Here is a 20,890-nt window from a genome sequence, read left to right as displayed (position 1 = left end):
CCATCCGCCGAACCTTTCCCAAGGACCCACCGGCCAGACGTCCCGCGTCAGCCAACGCCCAGCGGACTCGCCTCGCCCTGGACCCGCCCGTAGCGTGGCGGTGGACGCAAGGTCGGCATGGCGCGGCGCAGATCGCAAGCGATGGAGCTCGCCACCACGCCGAGTCGAAGCAGCCCGAGCCAATGTGCCGTAGGCGGCTCTCACCCTCACCGATCCACCAGGTGCGGCTCGGGATGGTGCGCAGGTGCGGTTCAACTGTGGGTCGGACCACCACAACCGTCCGCACGTCCAAGCCCGTTGCGGAGGGCCACTTGTGGAGGGCCACTTGTGGAGGGCCCCCACCGTTGATGACTGGACGCTGCTCTACCTCAGCCATGGAGCCGTAGGAGCGAATCGATCTGCCGATCGCGAGGCGGCACGCACCGCAGGGAACCGATTTCGGGACATCCAGCTCCCTGACGCAAGGAGATCCCATGCGTGCGCGTTCCCTTCTCGCCGCCGCACTCGGCGCCCTCGCCCTGGCCTGCGCCGGCCCCGCCGTAGCCGCTCCGCCGCCGGTTCCCCGGGCCGATCCTGCCGTCTCCGCGACCCCGCGATTCGAGACGTTCGCCCAGGCCTACGCGTACAGTCTCGCCGCGCCCCAGGCGTATCCGGCGGGGGTCAACGACTTCTCCTGCCGCCCTTCGTCGGCGCATCCCCGACCGGTCGTCCTCGTGCACGGCACGGCCGCCGACAGCCTGTCGTCCTTCGGCCGCCTCGCGCCGCTGCTCAAGGACGCCGGGTACTGCGTGTTCGCCCTGGACTACGGTGTGGTGCTGCCCGGCGCGGCCAAGGCGCTCGCCGCAGTTCCGGACTCCGCGCAGGAACTGTCCGCATTCGTGGACAAGGTCCTCGATGCGACCGGCACCTCCAACGTGGACCTCGTCGGCTACTCCCAGGGCGGAGGCGTGATGCCTCGCTGGTACCTCAAGTACCTGGGCGGACAGGAGAAGGTGGACCAGCTGATCGGCATCTCGCCCAGCAACCACGGCACCAGCCTGTCCGACCTCGTGACCCTGTTGCGCGGGATCGGCGTCATCGCTCCGGCCAGCGCCCTGACGGGCGCACAGGCTCTCCAGGACCAGACCCCGTGTTCGGAGGTGAACGCGGCTCTGGACGCCGGGGGCGACATCCGACCGGACGTGCGCTACACCACCATCGTTTCCGACCAGGACGCCGTCGTGACACCGCACACCAACCAGTTCCTGCACGACAACGCCGGCCGTCCGAAGACGCTGTGCGGCAACCGCGATCCCGAACGCGAGCCGACCGTCGTGGCCACCCCCGGCCCCGACGGCATCGTGCCTCCCGCGTCCGGCCCCCTCACCAACATCCTGCTGCAGGACGTCTGCCCCAGTGACAAGTCCGGGCATCTGCGCAGCCCCTACTCCCCCACGGTCGACGCCCTCGTCCTCAACGCCCTCGACCCCCACCACGCCACGCCACCGCCCTGCACCACCGTGCTTCCCGCAGGTCTCCTCGGCTGACGCCCACAGCACCGTCCGGGTCCCGCCGCCTGTGGCACGGCGGGGCCACGGTCCTGCACACGGTCCTGCACCGTTGCCTCCCACCCCTTCCGTTCCGCGGACTTGTCACCGTTCTGTTCCAGCCGGAGGAACGGCACAACCCGCACGCCCCAACGGCTGTCTACCTGCGAAAGGCCTCGGCGAGACCCGCATCGAGACCTGGACGCGCTCATCCGCAGGGGAGACCGGCGGTGCGGCCGAGGGAGCAAGGAAGGGACCTGCCATGGGGGACAACAACAGACGACGAGTGGCTTCTGTCGGCTTCATAGTGATCGCCGGACTGGTCGCACCGCTGGCCCTGGGGCTCGGCGCGACTCCGGCGCAGGCGGCCGGCAGCTGCACGACCCAGGTCGGGCCGCATCAGAAGCAGGTGGAGAAGTTCCTCGGCCGTCCGGTCGACGGAAAGCAGTCGGCCACCGACTGCAAGGCCATCAAGGCGTTCCAGACGAAGCACGGCATCACCCCGAACATCGGCTACGCCGGGTCCGTCACCTGGGGCGTCATGGACCTCATGAACAAGCAGAAGGCCGTCGGCCGGACGCCGAACAAGAGCGGGAAGTGCCCCGTCAACAAGGGCCGCATCGCCTGTGTGAACCTCACGCTCCAGCTCAGCTGGATCCAGGACGGCAAGAAGCTGGTCTACGGCCCGGTCCCCGTGCGCACCGGACGCAACGGGTACGAGACGCGCACCGGCCTGCACAAGGTCTACTGGCGCCACATCAACCACGTGTCCAGCATCTACAACGTCCCGATGCCGTACAGCCAGTTCTTCGACGGCGGCGAGGCCTTCCACTCCGTGGGGGTGAGCATGTGGAACCCGCCGGGCTCGCACGGCTGCGTCAACATGACCTCCTCCACCGCGAAGAAGTACTGGTCGCTCCTGAAGACCGGTGACGACGTGTTCGTCTACGGCCGCAAGCCCGGAACCTGAGCCGTCGGCGCACGTCGCGCGGACCATGTGTGCCGGATGTCCCGGCTGGGCCGCGTACCAGCCGGGACCGGGTGCAGTGGCCATGCCGACCCGCGTGATGCGTCCGCGTCGTGGCGTGCTGCGCCGCGTGTGCCGGCCTCTCCCGACCGGAACGCCCCTGGTCGTCAGTCTCCGCGCGCGAGGTGCGGCCCGGCCCACCCCGTCGCGGCCACCACCTCCCGCGCGATGTCGACGACGCACCGTTCGTCCGTCGCCACGCGCACGGTCTCCGCGGAGACCCGCTGGTCCAGGAGCCGCGCCTTGCGGACGCTTCCCTCCACCTCGTGCTCCAGCTCCGAGCCGAGTTCCCGGCCCACCAGCCGCGCCCGGGCAGTGGCGTCGGAGGCGGTGAGCAGGACGCGCGTGATCCGCACTCCGGCCCCCAAGGCACGCTCGAACATGCCCGTCGCCTCCGGCAGGACACTCATGGTGTTCGTGTAGACGAGGTGTCGGTAACCGCGCTCGGCGAAGTTGGCCCACACGGCAGTCAGGTTGCTCTCGGTGATCTCCCAACGGTGCGGGTCTCCCGGGGGCGCCGGATGCACCTGCCCCATGAAGTCCCCGTCGATGATCGCGTGTGCGACCGCCTGCGCACGCAGCAGCGCCGAGACCTCCCACCCCACCGTCGTCTTGCCGACTCCGGCACGCCCTCCGATGAGCAGTGCTTCCGCGTGATCCATGGGGCCAGCGTGCCAGCGGTCGGATATCGACGGCGACCCGTTAAGCGACCGCGCCTCCGATGCCGTGCCGGCCGAACGGCCCGGTGGCCCGGGCCCGGTGGTGCGGCACTGCAACGCACGTGGGGCGGCCCCCACTCGGGGCCGCCCCACGTGCGTTGCGAGCTACGCGTATCAGTGTTTGCCGATGTCCTTGGTCTTTTCCTTGGCCTGGCGAGCGTCGCCCTTCATCTGCTGGGCGCGGCCCTTGGCGGTGAGGCGCTCGTTGCCGACTGCGCGGCCGGCGGCTTCCTGTGCGGCGCCGGCGGTCTGCTCGGTCTTCGCCTTGGCCTTCTCGTTGGCGGTCATATCCGCTCACGCTCCCTTGGCATCGACATCATGTGTGCACCCTCCGACTGGCCGCTCAGGGCTGCGCTAAACACGACCACCACACGAAGAACCGACACCATTTTCCCGGCCTTCACCTGCATAAATGAGAGGAGAGGGGGCAGCCCGCGGCGCGGTCGAATTCCCGGTCTCCCGGCAGACAAACACGCTTTTTGCGTGTTTGTAGGTGCCGGTTAAGAGCACAAGATCGCCAGGAGGTTTTAACAATGTTTCCCTTGATTCTGGTTCTTCTTCTGGCTCTGATTCTCTTCGGTGCGGGCTTCGCGCTCAAGGCTCTGTGGTGGATCGCGGTCATCGTGCTGGTCGTATGGCTGCTCGGCTTCGTGATCCGGCCCGCTGCAAGCGGTGGCCGCAAGGGCCGCTGGTACCGATGGTGACCCGCACCTGATCACTTAGCGGTGTCCGATACCACTGTCACGCGGCTGGATATCTGCACCACAAGGGGTGGGTGGACGCCTGCCTCTCCATAGAGGCCCGGAGGACAACTCGCCCTGCTTTCCTGCCCACTTACGCCGATACGTGGAGGGACAGAGGGCAGCCGGGTAGGGGCGTCACGCACCTTTCGGGCGAAGTCCCTTACGTCGGAGGCGGCACAGCGCGGCTGCTCGAAGGCCGCGAAGTGGCCGCCGCGCGACTGCTCCGCCCAATGCACCACGTTTCACTGGCGTTCGCTCCGCCGGCGTGGGGACCGGGTCTTCTCCCTCGGGTAGAGCGCGATGCCGGGGGGGACGTCCACCCTGCGTCCCCACACCTCGGCGTCCGAGCCGTACGCATCCGACGCGGCAGCACCACATGGAAGGCGTCCTCGGCACGCCCGCCATGCGCGGTGGGGTCGGTCAACGCCGGCAGGCATCCGAGGAACTCCAGCGCCGAACCCGGCCAGCCGTGGCACAGCAGCAACGGAGTGGCGTCCCTATGAGGCGAGCGCACCACGAACGCGTGCACGCGGCAGTCCGGCGAAGTTCCCGACAACCTGCCGCGGCCTCTCCGCACCGGCCGGCGGCAGAACCCAGTGGGTTCGTTGTCGTCGTTGGTGCGTGGCGCCACGCCGTCCGCCCCGGTCCGGGGGCCGCGCCCGGATGGGACGCCGCCGTTGCATTGGCGCCGCCTGATGGTCAACGCCGGATGCGACGATGCGGAGACACGAAGCGCGTTCGTGCGCTCGCCCGGGCCCGGCCACCTCGGCACTCTCCTCAGCTCGGCAAGTGCCGGGCCCGAGACAGCACGGGCCCGATCCGGCCACCGCCCGGTCGGGGGGCTGCCGTACCCGCCGTCCTACCCCTACGGTGAAGGACATGGGCCGCTCGCCCTTCTCCCCCGTAGGTCGAGCGGCCCTCCGTATGCAAAGACTCTGTGACCAATGCACCCCGCCGGTGTGCACGCGGATTGGTCTATGCCTACCGTGTCCCGGCCCTGCCGCGTCACGGGGGTGGCAGGAAGGGCGAGGGGCGCGGACGTGCCCTGACACGCGTCCGCGCCCCGCCATCGGACTCATTCCGGACTGAGTCGAACCGCGCCCCGATCGGCCCGGGGTCAGGACACGAAGCCGCGCGTGACGTGGGCCCCCGATCCGTCGTCCTCCGCGTGGTAGCCGGCCTCTCCGACGCAGTTGCTGTACTCGTACTCGGCCCTGGTCGTACCGCTCAGACCGCCCGCGTCGGTGGACGTGGGACCGCCGAAAACGCCATCCGTGCGCGGCATTTCGGCGCAGCTGGGAACCCCTGCGTAGTACTCGACGAAGCCGACCTGAGAGCCCTTGAGGTTGCCGCTGCCCGTGGGCAGCGTCCAGGTCCCGAGGTGGGTGGCGGCACCGGTGACGGTGTCGGTCGCCGTACCGGACCAGGTCTCGGTGCCGGTGCGGGCGACCTTGATGTCGTAGCGGTGGCCGTAGACCCCGTCGAAGTCCACCGCGCAGGTGACACCGGGGCCGCCGTCCGCTCCCTCGTCGCAGAGCGGGTCGGTGGTGCTCGCACCGGCGGTGAAGGTGGAGAAGCGTGCGGACAGGCGCTCGGTGCTGCCGTTGTTCTCCCGGGGCTGCAGGCCCGTGTAGCCCATGGCGTTGGCGAAGTCGTACTGCTGGGCGAAGTAGGTTCCGGCCTGGTGGGCCGTGGCAGGGTTGACGGTGATCGGGAACGTGATGTTGGTCAGGCCCTCCGACGGGGTTCCCGGGATTGACCAGCTGACCAGGACGTTCCCACCGCCGACAGACGCGCTCGCCGTCGCGGGCGCGACGGCCAGCAACAGCCCCGCTGCCAGGGCGAGTACGGCGCTTCTGCCAAATGTCGATCCTCGCGGCATGTCCTCGTACTCCTTTGTGTGGGGGGAGTGTCATGGCCGCCCTGCGGAACAGACGCCATGACGTCGCTCGTCGAACTTCCTACGGCTCCTGTGCCATAGGAGCCATGGACGAATGCACGACCGGACTTGGACTCTCGGAGGATCATGGCCGTTTGCGGCAGGGCTCGAGGACCTGTGGCGGCTGCTTGTAAGGCCGTTTGTTCTGGCCCGGCCGTACGGGCCGTGGTTACGCTTGCGCCATGCCGATCACCGTCCGTCTCGCGCCTGGCTGCCGTCCCCGCGGCTGCCGGGCGCCCGCGCGACGCGTGCACGGCCGCCGGGTGCGGTACGTGATCGGCTCCGAGCGTGGCCAGGTCAACGGGATGCGATGGCCGGGCCCGCCGCGCACCGAGCAGGGTGCCTGAGGGGAGTTCGCTCCCCCGCCCTGTCGCCCGGAGTGCCCGGCCCCATCTGCCCTTCACCCTGCGCTCAGCCGACACTGCGGTTGTCCGCTGGGCCTCGCCGCGCTCGAAGATTCCGGATGCCCCCGCATGTCGACGCCCCTGACCGAGCCGTCGGTCGCCCCTGCTGCCACGGCAGGCCGCCCGAAGCTGCCTCTGTCCCCGCTGCTGGCCCTGTCCATGGCTGCCTTTCTCACCCTGCTCACCGAAGCGCTGCCCGCAGGCGTCCTGCCGGAGATGGCCCATGACCTCGCGGTCGGCGAACCCGCGATGGGCCAGGCCCTCACGGTCTACGCGATCGCCACCGGCCTCGCCGCCATCCCCCTGGCCAAAGCCACCGCCACCTGGCACCGCAAGCGACTGCTGCTGACGGCGGTGGCGGCCTTCGCCCTCGCCAACACCGTCACGGCCCTTTCCGCCAGCTATCCCCTCACCCTGGTCTTCCGCCTCTTCGCCGGCATCGCCGCCGCCGCGGTCTGGGCCGAACTGGTCGGCTACGCACGCCGTTTGGCCCCGCCCCGACTCCAGGGCAGGGCGATCGCCATCGCCCTGGCCGGCATTCCGCTCGCCCTGTCCCTGGGCATCCCGCTGGGCACCTTCCTCGGCCACCTCGTCGGCTGGAGGCCGACGTTCGCCCTCATCACGCTGATCGCCCTGGCTCTGCTCGGCTGGATCAAGGTCTCGGTCCCCGACGCACCGGGACAGAACCCCGGGCATCGTCGCCCGGTCCTGCAGGCGCTGCGACTGCCCGGCGTCTCAGCCATTCTGGGGGTGACCGTGGCCTATGTACTGGCCCACAACATCCTCTACACCTACATCGCCACGTTCCTCGACGCGCACGCGATGAGCAGTGCCCGCGAAACCGTCCTGCTCGTCTTCGGCGCGGCCTCGATGGTCAGCGTCTTCCTCACCGGCGCGCTGGTCGACCGCCGGCTGCGGACCCTGACGATCGTCGGCGCGGTGCTGTTCCTCGCCGCCTGCGGCCTGCTCGCCGTCCTGCCAACCAGCCTGTTTGCCGTGTACGCGGCGACGGTCCTGTGGGGACTCGGCTGGGGCGGCGTCGCCACTCTGCTCCAGACCGCCGTCACCGACGCCGGGGGTGACCGGGGCCAGGCGCTGTTCGTCGCCACCTGCAACTCCTCCATAGCCGGCGGCGGCGCCCTCGGTGGTGTCCTGCTCGGCACACTGGGCCCCGATGCCTTCCCGTGGACCGGGCTGGCCCTCCTGGCCCCCGTACTGCTCATCGTGCTCGCCGCACGCACCCACGCCTTCCCCGCCCAACGCCCCACCGGCCGCTGAGGCTGCGTTCGGATCACCGGGCCTGGGCATGTTGAGGGCACTCGTCGAGCGCGGCACACCTGTCGGTCACTGAGGTCACAGCGGTCACAGCGGTCACAGCGGTCACAGCGGCAAGGAACGGCCGGACAAGGCCCAGGCGAACCACTGCGGTGCGAGCCGTCGACACAAATGCTTGAGGGCCCGGATCCACAAAAGGATCCGGGCCCTCAAGAGCAGTAGCGGGGACAGGATTTGAACCTGCGACCTCTGGGTTATGAGCCCAGCGAGCTACCGAGCTGCTCCACCCCGCGTCGGTGAGATGAACACTACGCCATCGCCGCGGCCCCGAAGACCACTTTCCGCGCGCACCGGCAGTCCTCGGCCAGTTCTCGGCAGCACGCCGTGCGGATCAGAGTCCTTACCGGGCCGGTTCCAGCTTGGCGCGTATCGGCTTCCAGGAGGTCTTACCGGCCCGCGGGCTGGTCCGGTCCGCGGGCTGGTCCGGTGGGATTCCTCCGGACCGCCGGCAATCCGTCTACGTAGGGGCAGTGCGGCCTGCGGTGAGTCCGGCTCTGCCTCCCGGCCCCGGCCCGGCTCCGGATCCGGTCCCGCTCACGGGGGCACGGCGCTTCCCTCGCGCCGCGCCCCCGTACGGAATGCGGACGGTCAACTCAGCTTGTTCACCGCCGTGATCGTCGTCTGCTTGAAATCGTCGACCGGTGCGTTCGTGAAGTCGCCCATCTCGCCCCACTGCACGACGGTGACGACATTGCCCACGCGGCCGATGGAGAAGAGGTTGATGTCGGTGGCACCCCACGTGGTCGTGGTGTTGATGCCGAAGACCTCGGCTCCGTCACCGACATCGAGCGGACCGTAGAAGCGCTCGGTGGCCGTCACGTCCGGGTCCTGCGTGACGAGCTCATGCGGGCATCCCGACATGTCCTCGCGCAGCAACGCCACGTAGTCCTTCGCACGCTGGACGCTGCGCTCGACCACGGTCACCTGCAACGCCGCCGTGTCGTAGTCGGTGCGGAAGACGCGGTGCTCGGACGTCGACGGCAGCGCCGCGCCCACGCACATCGGCAGCGGGTCCGGCTGCCCGGCGGTGACCGGGCCCGCCACCCATGCGGAATGCGGGTGCGGCGGCAGTTCGGACGCTGCGAGGAACTGCGGGTCGGTGGCGGCTGCCGCAGGTGTCGTCGCGGCGGCGGCGCCCGCGACGGCCGCCATCGCGGCCAGCGCCAAGGTTCCCTTGCGCAGGTGAGTGTTCATGTCGGTGATCCCCCGTCGTGTAGGCATGTAGGTCGATACTCACCCCATACGACCCTCCGCCCCGTGCACCCGTTGCCCTCGTTTCTGTCACAGGCCTGTCACCGTGGCACCAACGCATCGGGCCGGTGACGACCGCGATCCGCCTGTTGCCCACCGCAAAGCCATGAGGGCGGCGGCGAACGCCCGCCGGTTTCGGTCCGGGCCCTCAGGACGGGGGCGACCCGGGTTGCGGCTCAGGCGTTGTAGCCGCCGTGGGCATCCAGCACCGCGCCCGTGACGTACGACGCGGCGGGGCTCGCCAGAAAGCCGATCGCCGCGGCGACCTCTTCGGGGCGACCCACACGCTGCAGGGACAGCGAACCGATGAGGGCCCTGAGGGTCTCGGGACCCGGACCTTCCATGCCGCCCTCCATCAGTCCGGCCTCCACGACGTTGGCGGTGATCTCCCGCGGTCCGAGGTCCCGTGCGACCCCCAAGGTGTACCGCTCGATCCCCGACTTGGTCGCCGCGTAGTCGGCAAGGCCGGGGGCGCCGACCCGGGAGCCCAGCCCCGAACTCACCGTGATGATGCGGCCTCCCGCGCGCAGCACCCGGGAGGCCGCCCGGATGACCGCGATCACGCCGAGGTAATTGGTGGCGTGCATCCGGTCCAGTGCGGCGGTGTCGACGTCCGGGTCGTCCACCGTGCGGCCCTGTTCCACGGAGATCGCCGCGTTGTTGACGAGGATGTCCAGGCCTCCGAAGTGTGCGACCACATCGTCGATCAGCGCGGGCGCCCGACCCGTGTCCGCCTGGTCGGACCTGAAGGCGACGGCCTTCGCTCCCGTGCCGGACACCTCGTCGACGACCGCCTGCGCCTGCTTCTCGGAGCTCACGTAGCTGAAGGCGACGTCGGCGCCCTGCTCCGCCAGCAGACGCACGGTCGCGGCTCCCAGCCCTCGCGACCCTCCGGTGACCAGGGCGACCTTGCCCGTGAGTGACTTGCTCATGTTTCCCACCTCGCTGATCGAGACATTCCGACCGTCGCAACGTTAATTGTTACGACAGTCAGTTGCAACCATGCCTGTTACGACAGTTCCGTCGTAACCTAAAGCGTTGCGGCAGACAGAAGCAGGAGGGTGCATGAGTGCCAACAGCAGGTTGACCATTGCCGCCCACGCGCTGGCCTGGATCGGCCTCTACCAGCGCCAGGGCCACGAGGTCGCCACCTCCGAGCAGATCGCGACCAGCGCGAACACCAACCCCGTGGTGATCAGGCGACTGCTCGGCGACCTGCGCAGAGCCGGGCTCGTGGAGTCTCGCCGAGGCATGGGTGCGGGCTGGTCGCTGGGGCGCGACCTGGAGTCGATGACCCTGCTCGACGTGTACGAGGCCGTGGAATCCGGGCCGCTGTTCGCGATGCACCGCACCACCCCGGACCAGGAATGCGTGGTGGGCCACGGCATCCAGCCCGCGATGCAGGACGTCTACGACGGCATCGAGAAGACCCTGCGAAGCGAGCTCGCCCGCGTCACGCTCGCGCACGTACTCCAGGACGTGCTTGCGGCACCGCGCTGACCTCGGCCGACCGCTCAGTGCGCGGAATCAGCGCGCGATCCTCGGGGCGAGGGAGTCGGTGCGCGCGCACGCATTCCGGGCTCGACCGCTCGGCGCGTGACCCCGGTGGCCGTTGGTGCGGGCTCAGCCCGGACGCCGCACCACGGCCCATCTGGCACCTCGTCCCTACGCGAGTCGGCGGCCCGCCTGCAGGACCTCCGCCACCACCACGACGCCTCCCGCCGCAGCCACTGCCGCCCCCGCGGCCAGGAACCCGCGGGAGGAGCGCCAGGACAGCACCGACCAACGCGACTGCGCCGAGAACAGGGATCCCGTACTCAGCCACGACCCGGTCGAGATCAGGGACAAGGAGGAACCGATCGAGCCCACCGAAAGGGCACTTCCGATCGAGCCGACGGACAGGGCCGATCCGACGGATCCGAGGGAGAGCACCGAGCCGACGGAGCCGATCGACAACACGGAGTCCTGCGACCACAGGGAGAGCACCGAGCCCGAGGAGGAACGACGGTCAGACCGCACCCACAGCTTTGACATGACGTCATTCTGCGCGCCCGATGCCCGCTTCGGCCCCGGGAACCGTCCAAATCGACCGCCGACCGAGGATTTCCCGTGGACGCTGATCGGCGCCGGTGACACCAGGTACCGCCTCAGCTCGCAGACACGGTCAACGCCCCACCCACTCCCGCACCCAGTGGTCAACCGCAGAGGCGAAGATTCACCCTTCCGGCCCAGTCAGGTTGCTCCCAGCGGGCACGTCCCCCCTCACCCGACTGAACTGATCCCACACTCAGTCTCACGTGCGAGGTGGTAAGGATGCAGACACGCGCCCTGGTGTCCGAGTTCCTCGGAACGTTGCTGCTCGTCTTCTTCGCCGTCGGATCAGCAGTCCTGGGAGTCGAATTCATCGGCACCCTGGGCATCGCCCTTGCCTTCGGTTTCACCCTGCTCGCCCTGGCGTACGCACTGGGCCCGATCTCCGGTTGCCATGTGAACCCGGCCGTCACCCTCGGCATGCTCTGTGCGCGCCGCATCGACGTCAAGACTGCCGTGTCGTACTGGATCGCGCAGTTCGTCGGCGGTATCGCGGGAGCGGCTCTGCTGTTCCTGCTCGCCAAGCAGGTACCCGGCATCAAGACCCACGGCGCCTTCGGGACCAACGGTTACGGCGACCGCTCCGCCGTCCACATCAACACGGGCGGAGCCTTCCTCGCCGAGGTCGTGCTCACTTTCCTGCTCGTGTTCGTGGTCCTCGGTGTCACGCACCGCGTCGCGGTCACCGGCTTCGACGGCCTGCCCATCGGCATCGCGCTCGCCGTCATCCACCTGGTCGGCATCCCGCTCACCGGCACCTCCGTCAACCCCGCGCGCAGCCTGGGCCCGGCCCTGTTCGCCGGCGGCCCCGCACTGTCGCAGCTGTGGCTGTTCATCGTGGCGCCGCTCGTCGGCGGCGTGATCGCGGCGATGGTCCACCTCGTGACGCATCCGTCCGGGGAGGACCGCAACATCGCGGACCAGGTCTCGGCGGCCTGAACCGCCCCGCGAACGCAGGACCGCCTCGCCTCAGCGGAAGTCTTGCCGGCCTCGCCCGATCGTCCTGGGCGGGGCCGGCCGTATTCATGCGGTGGGTTCGTCGCCGAGCGCGGCGGTCAGCCGATCGCGCAGGAGGCGCGCGGCGGCCGGGGAGAGCAGCGCTTCGGCATCGGCTCCCCCGTCGAACAGCGCGAGCCGGATGTGATCGTGAAAGCCGTTGGTGGCCACGTCTATGTTGATCACGGGCTCACCCGCGGCGTGGTAATTGGCTGCGTCGTCGGCGCCGTCCAGGGCGAGTATGTCGGGGCCCGGAAGCCTCAACCAGATGCTCAAGGGGCAGCCTCCTCAGCCTTCTTGGCCAGTCGGCGCAAATGCGTTCCGGTCCAGCCGGTAATCCGTGCCACCTCCGCTTGCGCCCCGCTCTCGTCGGTGTCGCGCAGGAAGGCGAGCGCCTCGGCTTGGACGTCGGCGCGGGCGGCGTCGAGGGCCGCTTCGGCTTCGCGGTAGCGGATGGCGGCGAGTTCGAGTTTGGCACTGTCCATGCCGTGAGCCTTCCACAGAATGGCTGACCGGGATGACCAACCCGATGGAGGCGAGCCAAGGGGCTCTCGGAGACAACCCGGTCCGGCGTCAACTCCCGTGACCACACCCGCCCCTCCATCACGCCGCCTCGCCCCGACGATCCCTTCTCGGCTCACGGTGGGAGGGGGTGTTCGGACCGGGCCAACTCGGCCGCCAGTCTCGTCAACACCCTGCGGTTGGCACGTCGCATCGTGGCCCGGACGACGGGGGCCAGGAGCCGATCGGCGAACGGGGCCAGCTCCCAGGCGTACGTGAACGAGACGCGGCTGCCTCCGCCGCGCAAGCGGTCGACGACATAGGTGCCGTGTGCCAGACGCCGGCCGCCCGCGCTGACGTTGCGCTCGACCAGGCGATGCGGCGCCTCGGCCTCGACGACCTCGATCGCGACGTCGGTCTTGGTGCCACCCAACGCGGCGGTGACCGTGGCAGCGGCACCGATGCCGCGATCAGGGCCGCTGCAGCGCCAGTTGGTGAGGTAGTGATCAGTGAACTTCTCGTGGTGAGCCATGACATCGAGGAAGTCGTAGACCTGCTCGGCCTCGTGGGGGACATCGATCGACACACTGACATCCTTCATGTACCACACGGTACATGAAGGATGTACCGCTTGGTACACTCGCGAGGTGGCTACTCCAGACGACGTGCACCCGACGCGCGAGACCACCCCCGCGGGCGTCGGCGAGCGACCGGCCCAACTCCTCGACGCGGCGGTCGACTACGTCGCCGCACACGGCATCGGCGACCTGAGCCTGCGCCGCCTGGGCGCCGCGATCGGCGTCAGCCATCGCATGCTGATCCATCACTTCGGCTCCAAGGAGCAGTTGCTCGTGGAGATCGTCAAGACGTCGGAACAGCGCCAGCGCGATCATCTGTCCCGGCTCCGATGGGATCCGGACCTCTCTCCCGCCGACGTCTCGCGTCGCCTCTGGGCACAGTTGACGGACCCTCAACTGGCAGACCAGGAACGCCTTTTCTTTGAGATCTGTGCGCAGGGAATGCGCGGCAGGCCGGAGGCGACACCCGTACTCGAAAGGATCGTGACGGACTGGCTGGGACCACTCGTGGCCGCCGAGGTGGCCGCGGGAACGGATCCCGCCGTGGCCCCGAGCCGAGCCAGACTGGGGCTTGCCACCGTTCGCGGCCTGCTCCTGGACCTGCTCGCCACCGGCGACCGGGCCGGGGTCGACGCGGCGATGGAGGAGTTCCTGCGGCTGTACTACCCCTCGCAGTAATGACGCCGGTACAGCGGCCAGCCGCAGCCATTCGCCGTGCTCACTCCTGCGTCCAGGGGCCGCCTCACTTACCGAACTGAGCTGCGGAACAGGGCAGTTCAGCAGGCACACCCGCTACCGGCGGTCGGCCCGAAGGCGCACCCACACGCAGAAGACCAGCCCGGACACCACGCCCCAAGCCGCTCCCGAGCCCACGGTCACCGACCACGGCAGATCGGTCGCCGCCCACACGAGGGCACCCCAGAACAGCCCAACCGCGACCCATACGCCAGTTGCCTCGACCGTCCTCATGCCGACCGGCTACCCGCGGAGGAGCCGTATATGAGCGCGACTCCACCACGGCATGTCGATCTCGCGGCCGGGCACCTGTGCGGTGAGCGCAGGGAGGAAGCCATGATCATCGCTGTGTACGGAAGGCTGGCCTACCGGGACATGCCGATGTGGGGCTGGCTCGTGGTCATCATGGCGTTCGCCGTGGTGCTCATCGCCATCGCCCGGCGACGCTAGTCCCACCCTGCTGCGGCAGTTGAGAGCGCGCCCCCGAACTGAGTCCGTCTGGAAGGCGGGCGGTGCGCGTGGGACTATGCCGTTCATGGCCACCGACGGGGAGAGGCACCGCAACGCCCTGCCCAGGGCTTCCGCTCGATCCGCATGGAGGCGCGTCTGAACGCGCGAGCCGTCCGCGCCCTCTGCCGAGACACCAACGGCGCTACCCGCGCCCGCAAAGAACGGAACTGCCATGGGTGATCTCGCACAGTGGCTCGGTGAACAGCTCGACGAAGACGCACGGCGGGCGAGCAGTTGGCACGCGCTTGAGTGCGACATCCACGCCTATCTTCAGGGCGACCTCGACTCCGTGAAGGCGACCATGGCGATGTTCCACGATGCCCCTGGCGCTGTCTGCGACTGCGGGACCCCGGCACGGGCGCTGCGGGAGATCGACGCCAAGCGGCAGGTGCTCGCCGCGTACGCCCGGACCGTCCAGGAGATGGAGGACGGCACGAACCGTCGCGTGCCATTGTCCGCCGGAAGCGGCGATCTGTTCATGACGGAGGTGGAGCACGCATCCGCCGTGCACAGGCGTGACGCCCTGCGCGAAGTGCTGCATCTGCTCGCCCTCCCCTACGCGGACCGCCCTGGCTACCTGACGTCGTGGCGCCCGTGACACTCGCGTTCCCCTCCCGGATCGGCGGTACATCGCCGCATTACGCACCCGGGCTCAGGCCGGACTCCGTTCTCCCTCCGGGCCGCGCAGCGGTGGCCGGGACAGCACGATGAGGCTGCGTGAGGTGACCGGCAGCGTGGTCTCGGCCTTGTGTTCCTTCTCGTCGAGCTCCTCGGGCTCGCCCGTCGGCAGCGCCGTGTCGACCCGTGTCGTCCAGCACGCTCCGAACGTCGCGTCGGGCAGCCGGAACTCCAGGTCCTCCCAGTAGCAGTTGAAGAGCAGGAGGAAGGAGTCGTCCACGACCGGGTTTCCGAGGGGGTCGGGTTCCGTGATCGCGTCCCCGTTCAGGAAGACGGCCAGCGCATGCGCGTCCGGCCACCGCCAGTCCTTGGCCGTCATCTGCGTGCCGTCCGGCAGCATCCACACCAGATCCGCCGGCCGTTCTCCGGTCGCTCGTCGCGTCTCGCCTTCGAAGAAGCGGCGTCGGCGCAGGACGGGATGCGCCGTGCGCAGTTCGCCCAGTCGTCGGGTGAAGTCCAGCAGGGCCGACTCCTCCTCGCCGAACTGCCAGTCGACCCAGGCCAGTTCGTTGTCCTGACAGTAAGCGTTGTTGTTGCCGCTCTGGGTGCGGCCGAGTTCGTCGCCGTGGCTCAGCATGGGAATGCCTTGCGACAGCATCAAGGTCGCCAGGAAATTGCGCTGTTGCCGGGAGCGCAGCGCGCGCACGGCGGGTGCGTCGGTGGGCCCTTCGACGCCGCAGTTCCAGGACCGGTTGTTGCTCTCGCCGTCCTCGTTGTTCTCGCCGTTGGCGTCGTTGTGCTTGGCGTCGTACGAGACCAGGTCACGCAGCGTGAACCCGTCATGCGCGGTGATGAAGTTGACGCTGGCGCGCGGTCGGCGGCGGTCGTGCTGATACAGGTCCGCGGAGCCCGTGAGGCGGGCGGCGAACTCGGGCAGTGAATGCTCTCGGGAGCACCAGAGGTCGCGCACGCTGTCGCGGTACTTGCCGTTCCACTCCGACCACAGCGGCGGGAAGTTGCCCACCTGGTAGCCGCCCGCACCGACGTCCCACGGTTCGGCGATCAGCTTCACGCGGCTGATGACGGGGTCCTGCTGAATGAGGTCGAAGAACGCGGAGAGCCGGTCGACCTCGTGGAACTGCCGTGCCAGGGTGGCCGCGAGGTCGAAGCGGAACCCGTCGACGTGGCACTCGGTGACCCAGTAGCGCAGCGAGTCCATGATCAGCTGCAGGACGTTGGGGTGCCGCATCAGCAGGCTGTTCCCGGTGCCCGTGGTGTCGTAGTAGCGGCTGAAGTCCTCGTCGGACAGCCGGTAGTACGACGCGTTGTCGATGCCGCGGAAGGAGAGCACCGGCCCCTTCTCGTTCCCCTCGGCCGTGTGGTTGTAGACCACGTCGAGGATCACTTCGAGACCCGCGGCGTGGAGGGCCTTGACCATGCCCTTGAACTCGTCGACCTGCTGTCCCAGCGTGCCGGTGGCGGCGTAGGCGTCGTGCGGCGCGAAGAAGCCGATCGTGTTGTAGCCCCAATAGTTGGACAACCCGCGGTCCAGGAGAAATCCGTCCTGGACGAACTGGTGGACCGGCATCAGCTCGACCGCCGTCACCTTCAGGGACGTCAGATGCTCGAGGACCGCCTCGCTCGCCAGGCCGGCGTACGTGCCGCGCAGTTTCTCGGGCACGCCCGGGTGCGTCCGTGTCAGTCCGCGGACATGGGCTTCGTAGATGACGGAGTCGGTGTAGGAGTGCCGGGGCGACTCGTCGCCCTCCCAGTCGAAGGCCGGGTCGACGACGACTCCGCACAGGCCCTGCGCGAATCCGGCGTCAGCCGCGCTCTGTTGGTGGACCGCCCGCGCATAGGGATCGAGCAGGAAGGCCGAGGCGTCGCAGCGGTGTCCGGACGCCGGCTCCCAAGGGCCGTGCACCCGGAACCCGTAACGCTGTCCCGGTCCGGTGTCCGGCACGTAGCCGTGCCAGACGAATCCGTCGACCTCGGGCAGTGTCACCGTGCGCTCCGTGCCGTCCGGATCGACCAGGACCAGATCGACCCGCTCGGCCACGGCGCTGAACAAGGCGAAGTTCGTGCCGCGACCGTCGTAGGCCGCCCCCAGCGGATAGGGGCGGCCTGTACGCACGGGTGTCGTCACGAAGCCGCACCGGCCGGCTGCGGCGCGTCCATGTCGTTCGCCGGTGCCATGGCCCGCGGAAGCTGCCGCGCGGCACCCGCGAACGGCGCGGGTCGCTTCGGCGCCAGCGGTTCGCGGACGCTGTTGCGGCTGCGCAGCGAGAACCAGACGATCCACTGGGCGTGCGTGGTCAGGCTTCCCCAGCCGTCGCTGAGCGCGGCGATGCGGCTCAGGCAGGTCAGTGCGGCGGGCTGCCGCGGCGCTCCGTCGGCGTCCTGGTGCGAGGCGGCGGTGATCAGGTGCTGGCCGGTCCACCACGTCTCGATCGTCACGGGGCCCTTGCCCTCGTTGGCCTCCATCAACAGCCCGACTCCCCGGGTCGCGGCCGTCACCAGTGTCTGCAGCCCCCAGTACCGCAGGTGCGCGCCGACGATGCGCTGCACCTGCCCGATGCGCTCCGGCTCGGCATCCACTTCCACGTGGTAGTAGCGGGGCACTGTCCGGTTCATGGTTCCTGCTCCTCACCGCGGGGCTCACGCCCGTCGACACGACGAGTGGTGCACACGGAACGTGAGCACTGCTTGCTCGAGAGTCACAGATCAGCTTCACCCCGCTACTCCATTCGTGCAACACGACCACGCTCGCGTGGCATTCGGCTCAACAGGACGGATGGCGATTCGCCGCGCACGATGAGGGAGGAGCTGCCTCGTGTGACCGGCCGCTCTCTCTCCGTGCACGGTATTCGGGCCTGCCGGGCCCGGCGTCGCGGAGCCCAGGAGGTCCTCGGACGCCATGGACGCCTTGCGTACCCGTGAGGAGATCGACCGGTGCCTGCGGTGCTACCGCCACTGGGAGCGGCGTTTCCTCGCCGCTCCGACGAACGCGACCGTGCGCGCACGGTTCGAAAGCACCGTCGCCGCGCTGTGCGCCGCAACCGGTGAACGCTGCGGACGGGAAGCGGCCGCGGCGGCGGAACGCCGGCTGCGCGCCGGACCGCGGCCCGCCCGGGTCGTGACCAGCAGTGCCGTGTGATCCTCAACTGCCGAGCCCAGCACAGGAGATGAGTCCGATGACGACGGTGTCGCATCATGTGCCCGTTTCCATCGAAGGCGTGGAACCCCGCGTCGACGGCGGTCCGGGGGCGGCCAAAGCCGTGGTCGGTGAGCCCTTCCCGGTCACGGCGACAATCTTCGTCGAAGGATCCTCGGTCGTCCGGGCCCGGGCCGTCCTGCGGGAGACCGACGGCTCCACCGTCGACAGCCGCGCGATGCGCGAGCTGAAGCCGGGAGAGGACCTCTGGAGCGCGCAGGTCACCCCGTCCGCGGTCGGCAGGTGGAACTTCTGCGTCCAGGCCTGGTGCGATCCCGTGGCCACATGGCAACGGGATGCCGCGCTCAAGGTGGAAGCGGGCACGGACACGGATCTCACGCTCGAGGAAGGGGCGCTCCTGCTGGAGCGGGTCCTGCTCGGTATGCCCGACGGCACCGCACAGCAGGCTGTGCTGCGGAGCGCTCTCACCGTGTTGTGCGACGGCCGCCACGAAGCCCGCGACAGGCTTGCGGCGACGACCGTCCCGGCGGTCCGCGCGCTGCTCAAGGCCCACCCCGTGCGCGAGCGCCTGACCCAGAGCGATGTGCTGCCGTTGCTGGTGGAGCACGAGAGGGCCTTGTACGGGTCCTGGTACGAGTTCTTTCCGCGCTCTGAAGGAGCGTCGGTGCAGCCGGGGAAACCGGCGGTGAGCGGGACCTTCAGGACGGCGGCCCGCCGGCTCCCGGCCATCGCGGAGATGGGCTTCGACGTCGTGTACCTGCCGCCGATCCACCCGATCGGGACGACGTTCCGCAAGGGCCCGGACAACGCGCCGACGGCCGGTGCGCACGACGTGGGGGTGCCGTGGGCGATCGGGTCGCCGGAGGGCGGCCACGACGCGGTGCACCCCGATCTGGGGACGCTGGAGGACTTCGACTCCTTCGTCGCCCGGGCCCGGGAGTCGGGCCTGGAAGTGGCCCTGGACTTCGCCTTGCAGTGCTCGCCGGACCACCCGTGGGTCGACAAGCACCCGGAGTGGTTCCGCCAGCGCCCGGACGGCTCGATCGCGTACGCGGAGAACCCGCCGAAGAAGTACCAGGACATCTACCCGATCGCCTTCGACCGGGACATGCCGGGCCTGATCGCCGAGACGACGCGGATCCTGCGCCACTGGATGGCGCACGGCGTGCGCATCTTCCGCGTCGACAACCCGCACACCAAACCGGTGGTGTTCTGGGAGCACGTCATCGCCGACGTCAACGGCACCGACCCCGACGTGATCTTCCTGGCCGAGGCGTTCACCCGCCCCGCGATGATGCGCGCGCTGGCCCGCAGCGGCTTCCAGCAGTCGTACACGTACTTCACCTGGCGCAACACCAAGCGTGAACTCACCGACTACGTCAACGAGTTGGCTCACGACACGGCGGCAGTGCTGCGGCCCAACTTCTTCGTGAACACACCTGACATCCTGCCCGAGTTCCTGCAGAACGGCGGCCGCCCGGCCTTCGAGCTGCGTGCGGTGCTGGCCGCGACGCTGTCACCGAGCTGGGGCGTCTACAGCGGCTACGAGCTGTGCGAGAACACCGCGCTGCGGCCGTCCGGCAGCGAAGAGTACCTGCACTCCGAGAAGTACGAACTGCGGCCGCGGGACTGGGAATCAGCCGCTCGCGAGGGACGGACGATCGCCCCGCTGATCACGAAGCTCAACGCCATCAGGCGGCGCAGCCCGGCCCTGCACCACCTGCGCAACGTGCACTTCCACCACGCCGACCAGGACGCGGTGATCGTGTACTCGAAACGCAGAGCGGCGAACACCGTCCTGACCGTGGTGAACCTCGACCCGCACCACACCCAGGAAGCGACGGTCCGGCTCGACTGCGAGCACCTGAACCTGGCCCCCGGCGCACCCCTGCGCCTTCGGGACGAACTGACCGGCGCGACCTACACCTGGGGCGCCGCCAACTACGTCCGTCTGGTGCCGGGCGAGTCCCCCGCCCACATCTTCACCGTCCTGTGAGCGAACGGTTCGCTCCGCCCACACCTGCCATGACGCGGCAACGGAGGGAGATCTCCCATGACTGTCGAAGAACCGGTGCTGATCCCGTCCAGCACGGCCGGACAGCGTGATCCGAAGTGGTTCAAGCGCGCCGTCTTCTACGAGGTGCTCGTTCGTTCCTTCTACGACAGCAACGGGGACGGCATCGGCGACCTCAAAGGGATCACGGCGAAGCTCGACTACCTCCAGTGGCTCGGCGTCGACGCGCTCTGGCTTCCTCCGTTCTTCAAGTCCCCACTCCGCGACGGTGGTTACGACGTCGCCAACTACATCGCGGCACTGCCGGAGTTCGGTGATCTGGCCGACTTCGTCGAGTTCGTCGACGCCGCGCACCAGCGGGGCATGCGCGTCATCATCGACTTCGTCATGAACCACACCAGTGACCAGCACGAGTGGTTCCAACAGTCACGCTCCGACCCCGACGGCCCCTACGGCGACTACTACGTCTGGGCCGACGACGACAAGCAGTACCAGGACGCCCGCATCATCTTCGTGGACACCGAAGCCTCCAACTGGACCTTCGACCCCGTCCGCAAACAGTACTTCTGGCACCGCTTCTTCTCCCACCAGCCCGACCTCAACTACGAGAACCCCGCCGTCCAGGAAGAGATCCTCGCCGCCCTGCGCTTCTGGCTCGACCTGGGCATCGACGGCTTCCGCCTCGACGCCGTGCCCTACCTCTACGCCGAGGAAGGCACCAACTGCGA

The 20,890-nt window shown here is 69.0% G+C and carries 23 protein-coding genes, 1 tRNA gene and 1 pseudogene; 12 read left to right on the top strand and 13 right to left on the bottom strand.

Features of this window, described 5'->3' with window-relative positions; translation table 11 throughout:
- Window positions 1-473: 473 nt before the first annotated feature.
- On the top strand, window positions 474-1,526 hold the full coding sequence (locus G3I40_RS28375) for an alpha/beta fold hydrolase (RefSeq protein WP_164305256.1): 1,053 nt from the start codon (window positions 474-476) through the stop codon (window positions 1,524-1,526).
- A gap of 262 nt (window positions 1,527-1,788) precedes the next feature.
- Entirely contained in the window at window positions 1,789-2,496 is a 708-nt protein-coding gene (locus G3I40_RS28370; protein WP_164305254.1) for a L,D-transpeptidase family protein, read from the top strand.
- Window positions 2,497-2,660: 164 nt separating this feature from the next.
- Here the strand turns inward: G3I40_RS28370 and G3I40_RS28365 are convergent, their stop codons facing one another.
- A complete protein-coding gene (locus G3I40_RS28365) occupies window positions 2,661-3,215 on the bottom strand; it encodes a hypothetical protein (protein ID WP_164305253.1) in 555 nt (184 codons plus the stop codon).
- Between the two features lie 171 nt (window positions 3,216-3,386).
- Entirely contained in the window at window positions 3,387-3,560 is a 174-nt protein-coding gene (locus G3I40_RS28360) for a CsbD family protein (RefSeq protein ID WP_164305252.1), read from the bottom strand.
- A 245-nt stretch (window positions 3,561-3,805) separates the two neighbouring features.
- On the opposite strand from G3I40_RS28360, the gene G3I40_RS28355 reads away from it, so the two are divergent.
- Window positions 3,806-3,976, top strand: coding sequence for a hydrophobic protein (locus tag G3I40_RS28355; RefSeq protein ID WP_164305251.1), 171 nt, complete (start codon window positions 3,806-3,808; stop codon window positions 3,974-3,976).
- Between the two features lie 403 nt (window positions 3,977-4,379).
- On the opposite strand, the pseudogene G3I40_RS47415 reads toward G3I40_RS28355, so the two are convergent.
- A pseudogene (locus G3I40_RS47415) lies at window positions 4,380-4,547 on the bottom strand (epoxide hydrolase N-terminal domain-containing protein); the annotation flags it as partial.
- Between the two features lie 585 nt (window positions 4,548-5,132).
- Window positions 5,133-5,897 (bottom strand): hypothetical protein, encoded by a 765-nt coding sequence (locus G3I40_RS28345; RefSeq protein WP_164305249.1) that lies wholly within the window; start codon window positions 5,895-5,897, stop codon window positions 5,133-5,135.
- 239 nt (window positions 5,898-6,136) lie between these two features.
- On the opposite strand from G3I40_RS28345, the gene G3I40_RS46605 reads away from it, so the two are divergent.
- Together G3I40_RS46605 and G3I40_RS28340 are read left to right on the top strand one after the other, a co-directional pair.
- Window positions 6,137-6,301 carry a hypothetical protein gene (locus G3I40_RS46605; protein WP_203644915.1) on the top strand — a complete coding sequence of 55 codons (165 nt, stop codon included), beginning with the start codon at window positions 6,137-6,139 and terminating at the stop codon, window positions 6,299-6,301.
- A gap of 126 nt (window positions 6,302-6,427) precedes the next feature.
- Window positions 6,428-7,636 carry an MFS transporter gene (locus G3I40_RS28340; RefSeq protein ID WP_164305248.1) on the top strand — a complete coding sequence of 403 codons (1,209 nt, stop codon included), beginning with the start codon at window positions 6,428-6,430 and terminating at the stop codon, window positions 7,634-7,636.
- Between the two features lie 216 nt (window positions 7,637-7,852).
- On the opposite strand, the gene G3I40_RS28335 is transcribed toward G3I40_RS28340, so the two are convergent.
- From G3I40_RS28335 to G3I40_RS28325, 3 genes are all read right to left on the bottom strand, one after another.
- Window positions 7,853-7,926, bottom strand: a tRNA-Met gene (locus G3I40_RS28335).
- Window positions 7,927-8,281: 355 nt separating this feature from the next.
- Window positions 8,282-8,887 carry a hypothetical protein gene (locus G3I40_RS28330; RefSeq protein ID WP_239091985.1) on the bottom strand — a complete coding sequence of 202 codons (606 nt, stop codon included), beginning with the start codon at window positions 8,885-8,887 and terminating at the stop codon, window positions 8,282-8,284.
- A gap of 233 nt (window positions 8,888-9,120) precedes the next feature.
- Window positions 9,121-9,876: an SDR family oxidoreductase gene (locus G3I40_RS28325; protein ID WP_164305246.1), complete on the bottom strand. Its 756-nt coding sequence runs from the start codon at window positions 9,874-9,876 to the stop codon at window positions 9,121-9,123.
- Between the two features lie 133 nt (window positions 9,877-10,009).
- Between G3I40_RS28325 and G3I40_RS28320 the strand changes: the two genes are divergently transcribed.
- A complete protein-coding gene (locus tag G3I40_RS28320; protein ID WP_164305244.1) occupies window positions 10,010-10,444 on the top strand; it encodes an Rrf2 family transcriptional regulator in 435 nt (144 codons plus the stop codon).
- A gap of 165 nt (window positions 10,445-10,609) precedes the next feature.
- Here the strand turns inward: G3I40_RS28320 and G3I40_RS28315 are convergent, their stop codons facing one another.
- Window positions 10,610-10,978 carry a hypothetical protein gene (locus tag G3I40_RS28315; RefSeq protein WP_164305242.1) on the bottom strand — a complete coding sequence of 123 codons (369 nt, stop codon included), beginning with the start codon at window positions 10,976-10,978 and terminating at the stop codon, window positions 10,610-10,612.
- Window positions 10,979-11,257: 279 nt separating this feature from the next.
- Here G3I40_RS28315 and G3I40_RS28310 point away from each other — a divergent pair, with 279 nt between their 5' ends.
- Window positions 11,258-11,974 (top strand): MIP family channel protein, encoded by a 717-nt coding sequence (locus G3I40_RS28310; RefSeq protein ID WP_164305240.1) that lies wholly within the window; start codon window positions 11,258-11,260, stop codon window positions 11,972-11,974.
- 84 nt (window positions 11,975-12,058) lie between these two features.
- Here G3I40_RS28310 and G3I40_RS28305 read toward each other — a convergent pair whose 3' ends face one another.
- From G3I40_RS28305 to G3I40_RS28295, 3 genes are all read right to left on the bottom strand, one after another.
- A complete protein-coding gene (locus G3I40_RS28305) occupies window positions 12,059-12,307 on the bottom strand; it encodes a hypothetical protein (protein ID WP_164305238.1) in 249 nt (82 codons plus the stop codon).
- Entirely contained in the window at window positions 12,304-12,516 is a 213-nt protein-coding gene (locus G3I40_RS28300; RefSeq protein WP_164305236.1) for a hypothetical protein, read from the bottom strand. Before G3I40_RS28300 ends, G3I40_RS28305 begins: the two co-directional genes overlap by 4 nt.
- 152 nt (window positions 12,517-12,668) lie before the next feature.
- Entirely contained in the window at window positions 12,669-13,133 is a 465-nt protein-coding gene (locus tag G3I40_RS28295; RefSeq protein WP_164305234.1) for an SRPBCC family protein, read from the bottom strand.
- Window positions 13,134-13,179: 46 nt separating this feature from the next.
- Between G3I40_RS28295 and G3I40_RS28290 the strand changes: the two genes are divergently transcribed.
- Complete coding sequence (locus G3I40_RS28290) at window positions 13,180-13,788, top strand: TetR/AcrR family transcriptional regulator (protein ID WP_343245041.1); 609 nt, start codon at window positions 13,180-13,182, stop codon at window positions 13,786-13,788.
- 739 nt (window positions 13,789-14,527) lie between these two features.
- On the top strand, window positions 14,528-14,953 hold the full coding sequence (locus G3I40_RS28285) for a DUF6221 family protein (protein WP_164305230.1): 426 nt from the start codon (window positions 14,528-14,530) through the stop codon (window positions 14,951-14,953).
- Window positions 14,954-15,007: 54 nt separating this feature from the next.
- Here G3I40_RS28285 and glgX read toward each other — a convergent pair whose 3' ends face one another.
- Both glgX and G3I40_RS28275 read right to left on the bottom strand, forming a co-directional pair.
- Window positions 15,008-17,119 carry a glycogen debranching protein GlgX gene (gene glgX, locus G3I40_RS28280; RefSeq protein WP_343245040.1) on the bottom strand — a complete coding sequence of 704 codons (2,112 nt, stop codon included), beginning with the start codon at window positions 17,117-17,119 and terminating at the stop codon, window positions 15,008-15,010.
- Window positions 17,116-17,607, bottom strand: coding sequence for a pep a2 (locus tag G3I40_RS28275; RefSeq protein ID WP_164305228.1), 492 nt, complete (start codon window positions 17,605-17,607; stop codon window positions 17,116-17,118). Before G3I40_RS28275 ends, glgX begins: the two co-directional genes overlap by 4 nt.
- 283 nt (window positions 17,608-17,890) lie before the next feature.
- On the opposite strand from G3I40_RS28275, the gene G3I40_RS28270 reads away from it, so the two are divergent.
- The 3 genes from G3I40_RS28270 to G3I40_RS28260 form a co-directional block, all read left to right on the top strand.
- Complete coding sequence (locus G3I40_RS28270; protein WP_164305226.1) at window positions 17,891-18,130, top strand: DUF5133 domain-containing protein; 240 nt, start codon at window positions 17,891-17,893, stop codon at window positions 18,128-18,130.
- Between the two features lie 28 nt (window positions 18,131-18,158).
- Window positions 18,159-20,144, top strand: a complete 1,986-nt coding sequence (locus G3I40_RS28265; RefSeq protein ID WP_164305225.1) for an alpha-1,4-glucan--maltose-1-phosphate maltosyltransferase — start codon at window positions 18,159-18,161, stop codon at window positions 20,142-20,144.
- Between the two features lie 57 nt (window positions 20,145-20,201).
- The coding region (locus G3I40_RS28260) for an alpha-amylase family glycosyl hydrolase (protein WP_239091984.1) at window positions 20,202-20,890 on the top strand (689 nt) is incomplete at its 3' end.

Source organism: Streptomyces sp. SID14478, assembly GCF_010548525.1.
In the GTDB taxonomy this organism is placed as follows: domain Bacteria; phylum Actinomycetota; class Actinomycetes; order Streptomycetales; family Streptomycetaceae; genus Streptomyces.
Note: the sequence above shows the minus strand (reverse complement) of the source record. Positions and strands in the feature narration are given on the sequence as shown.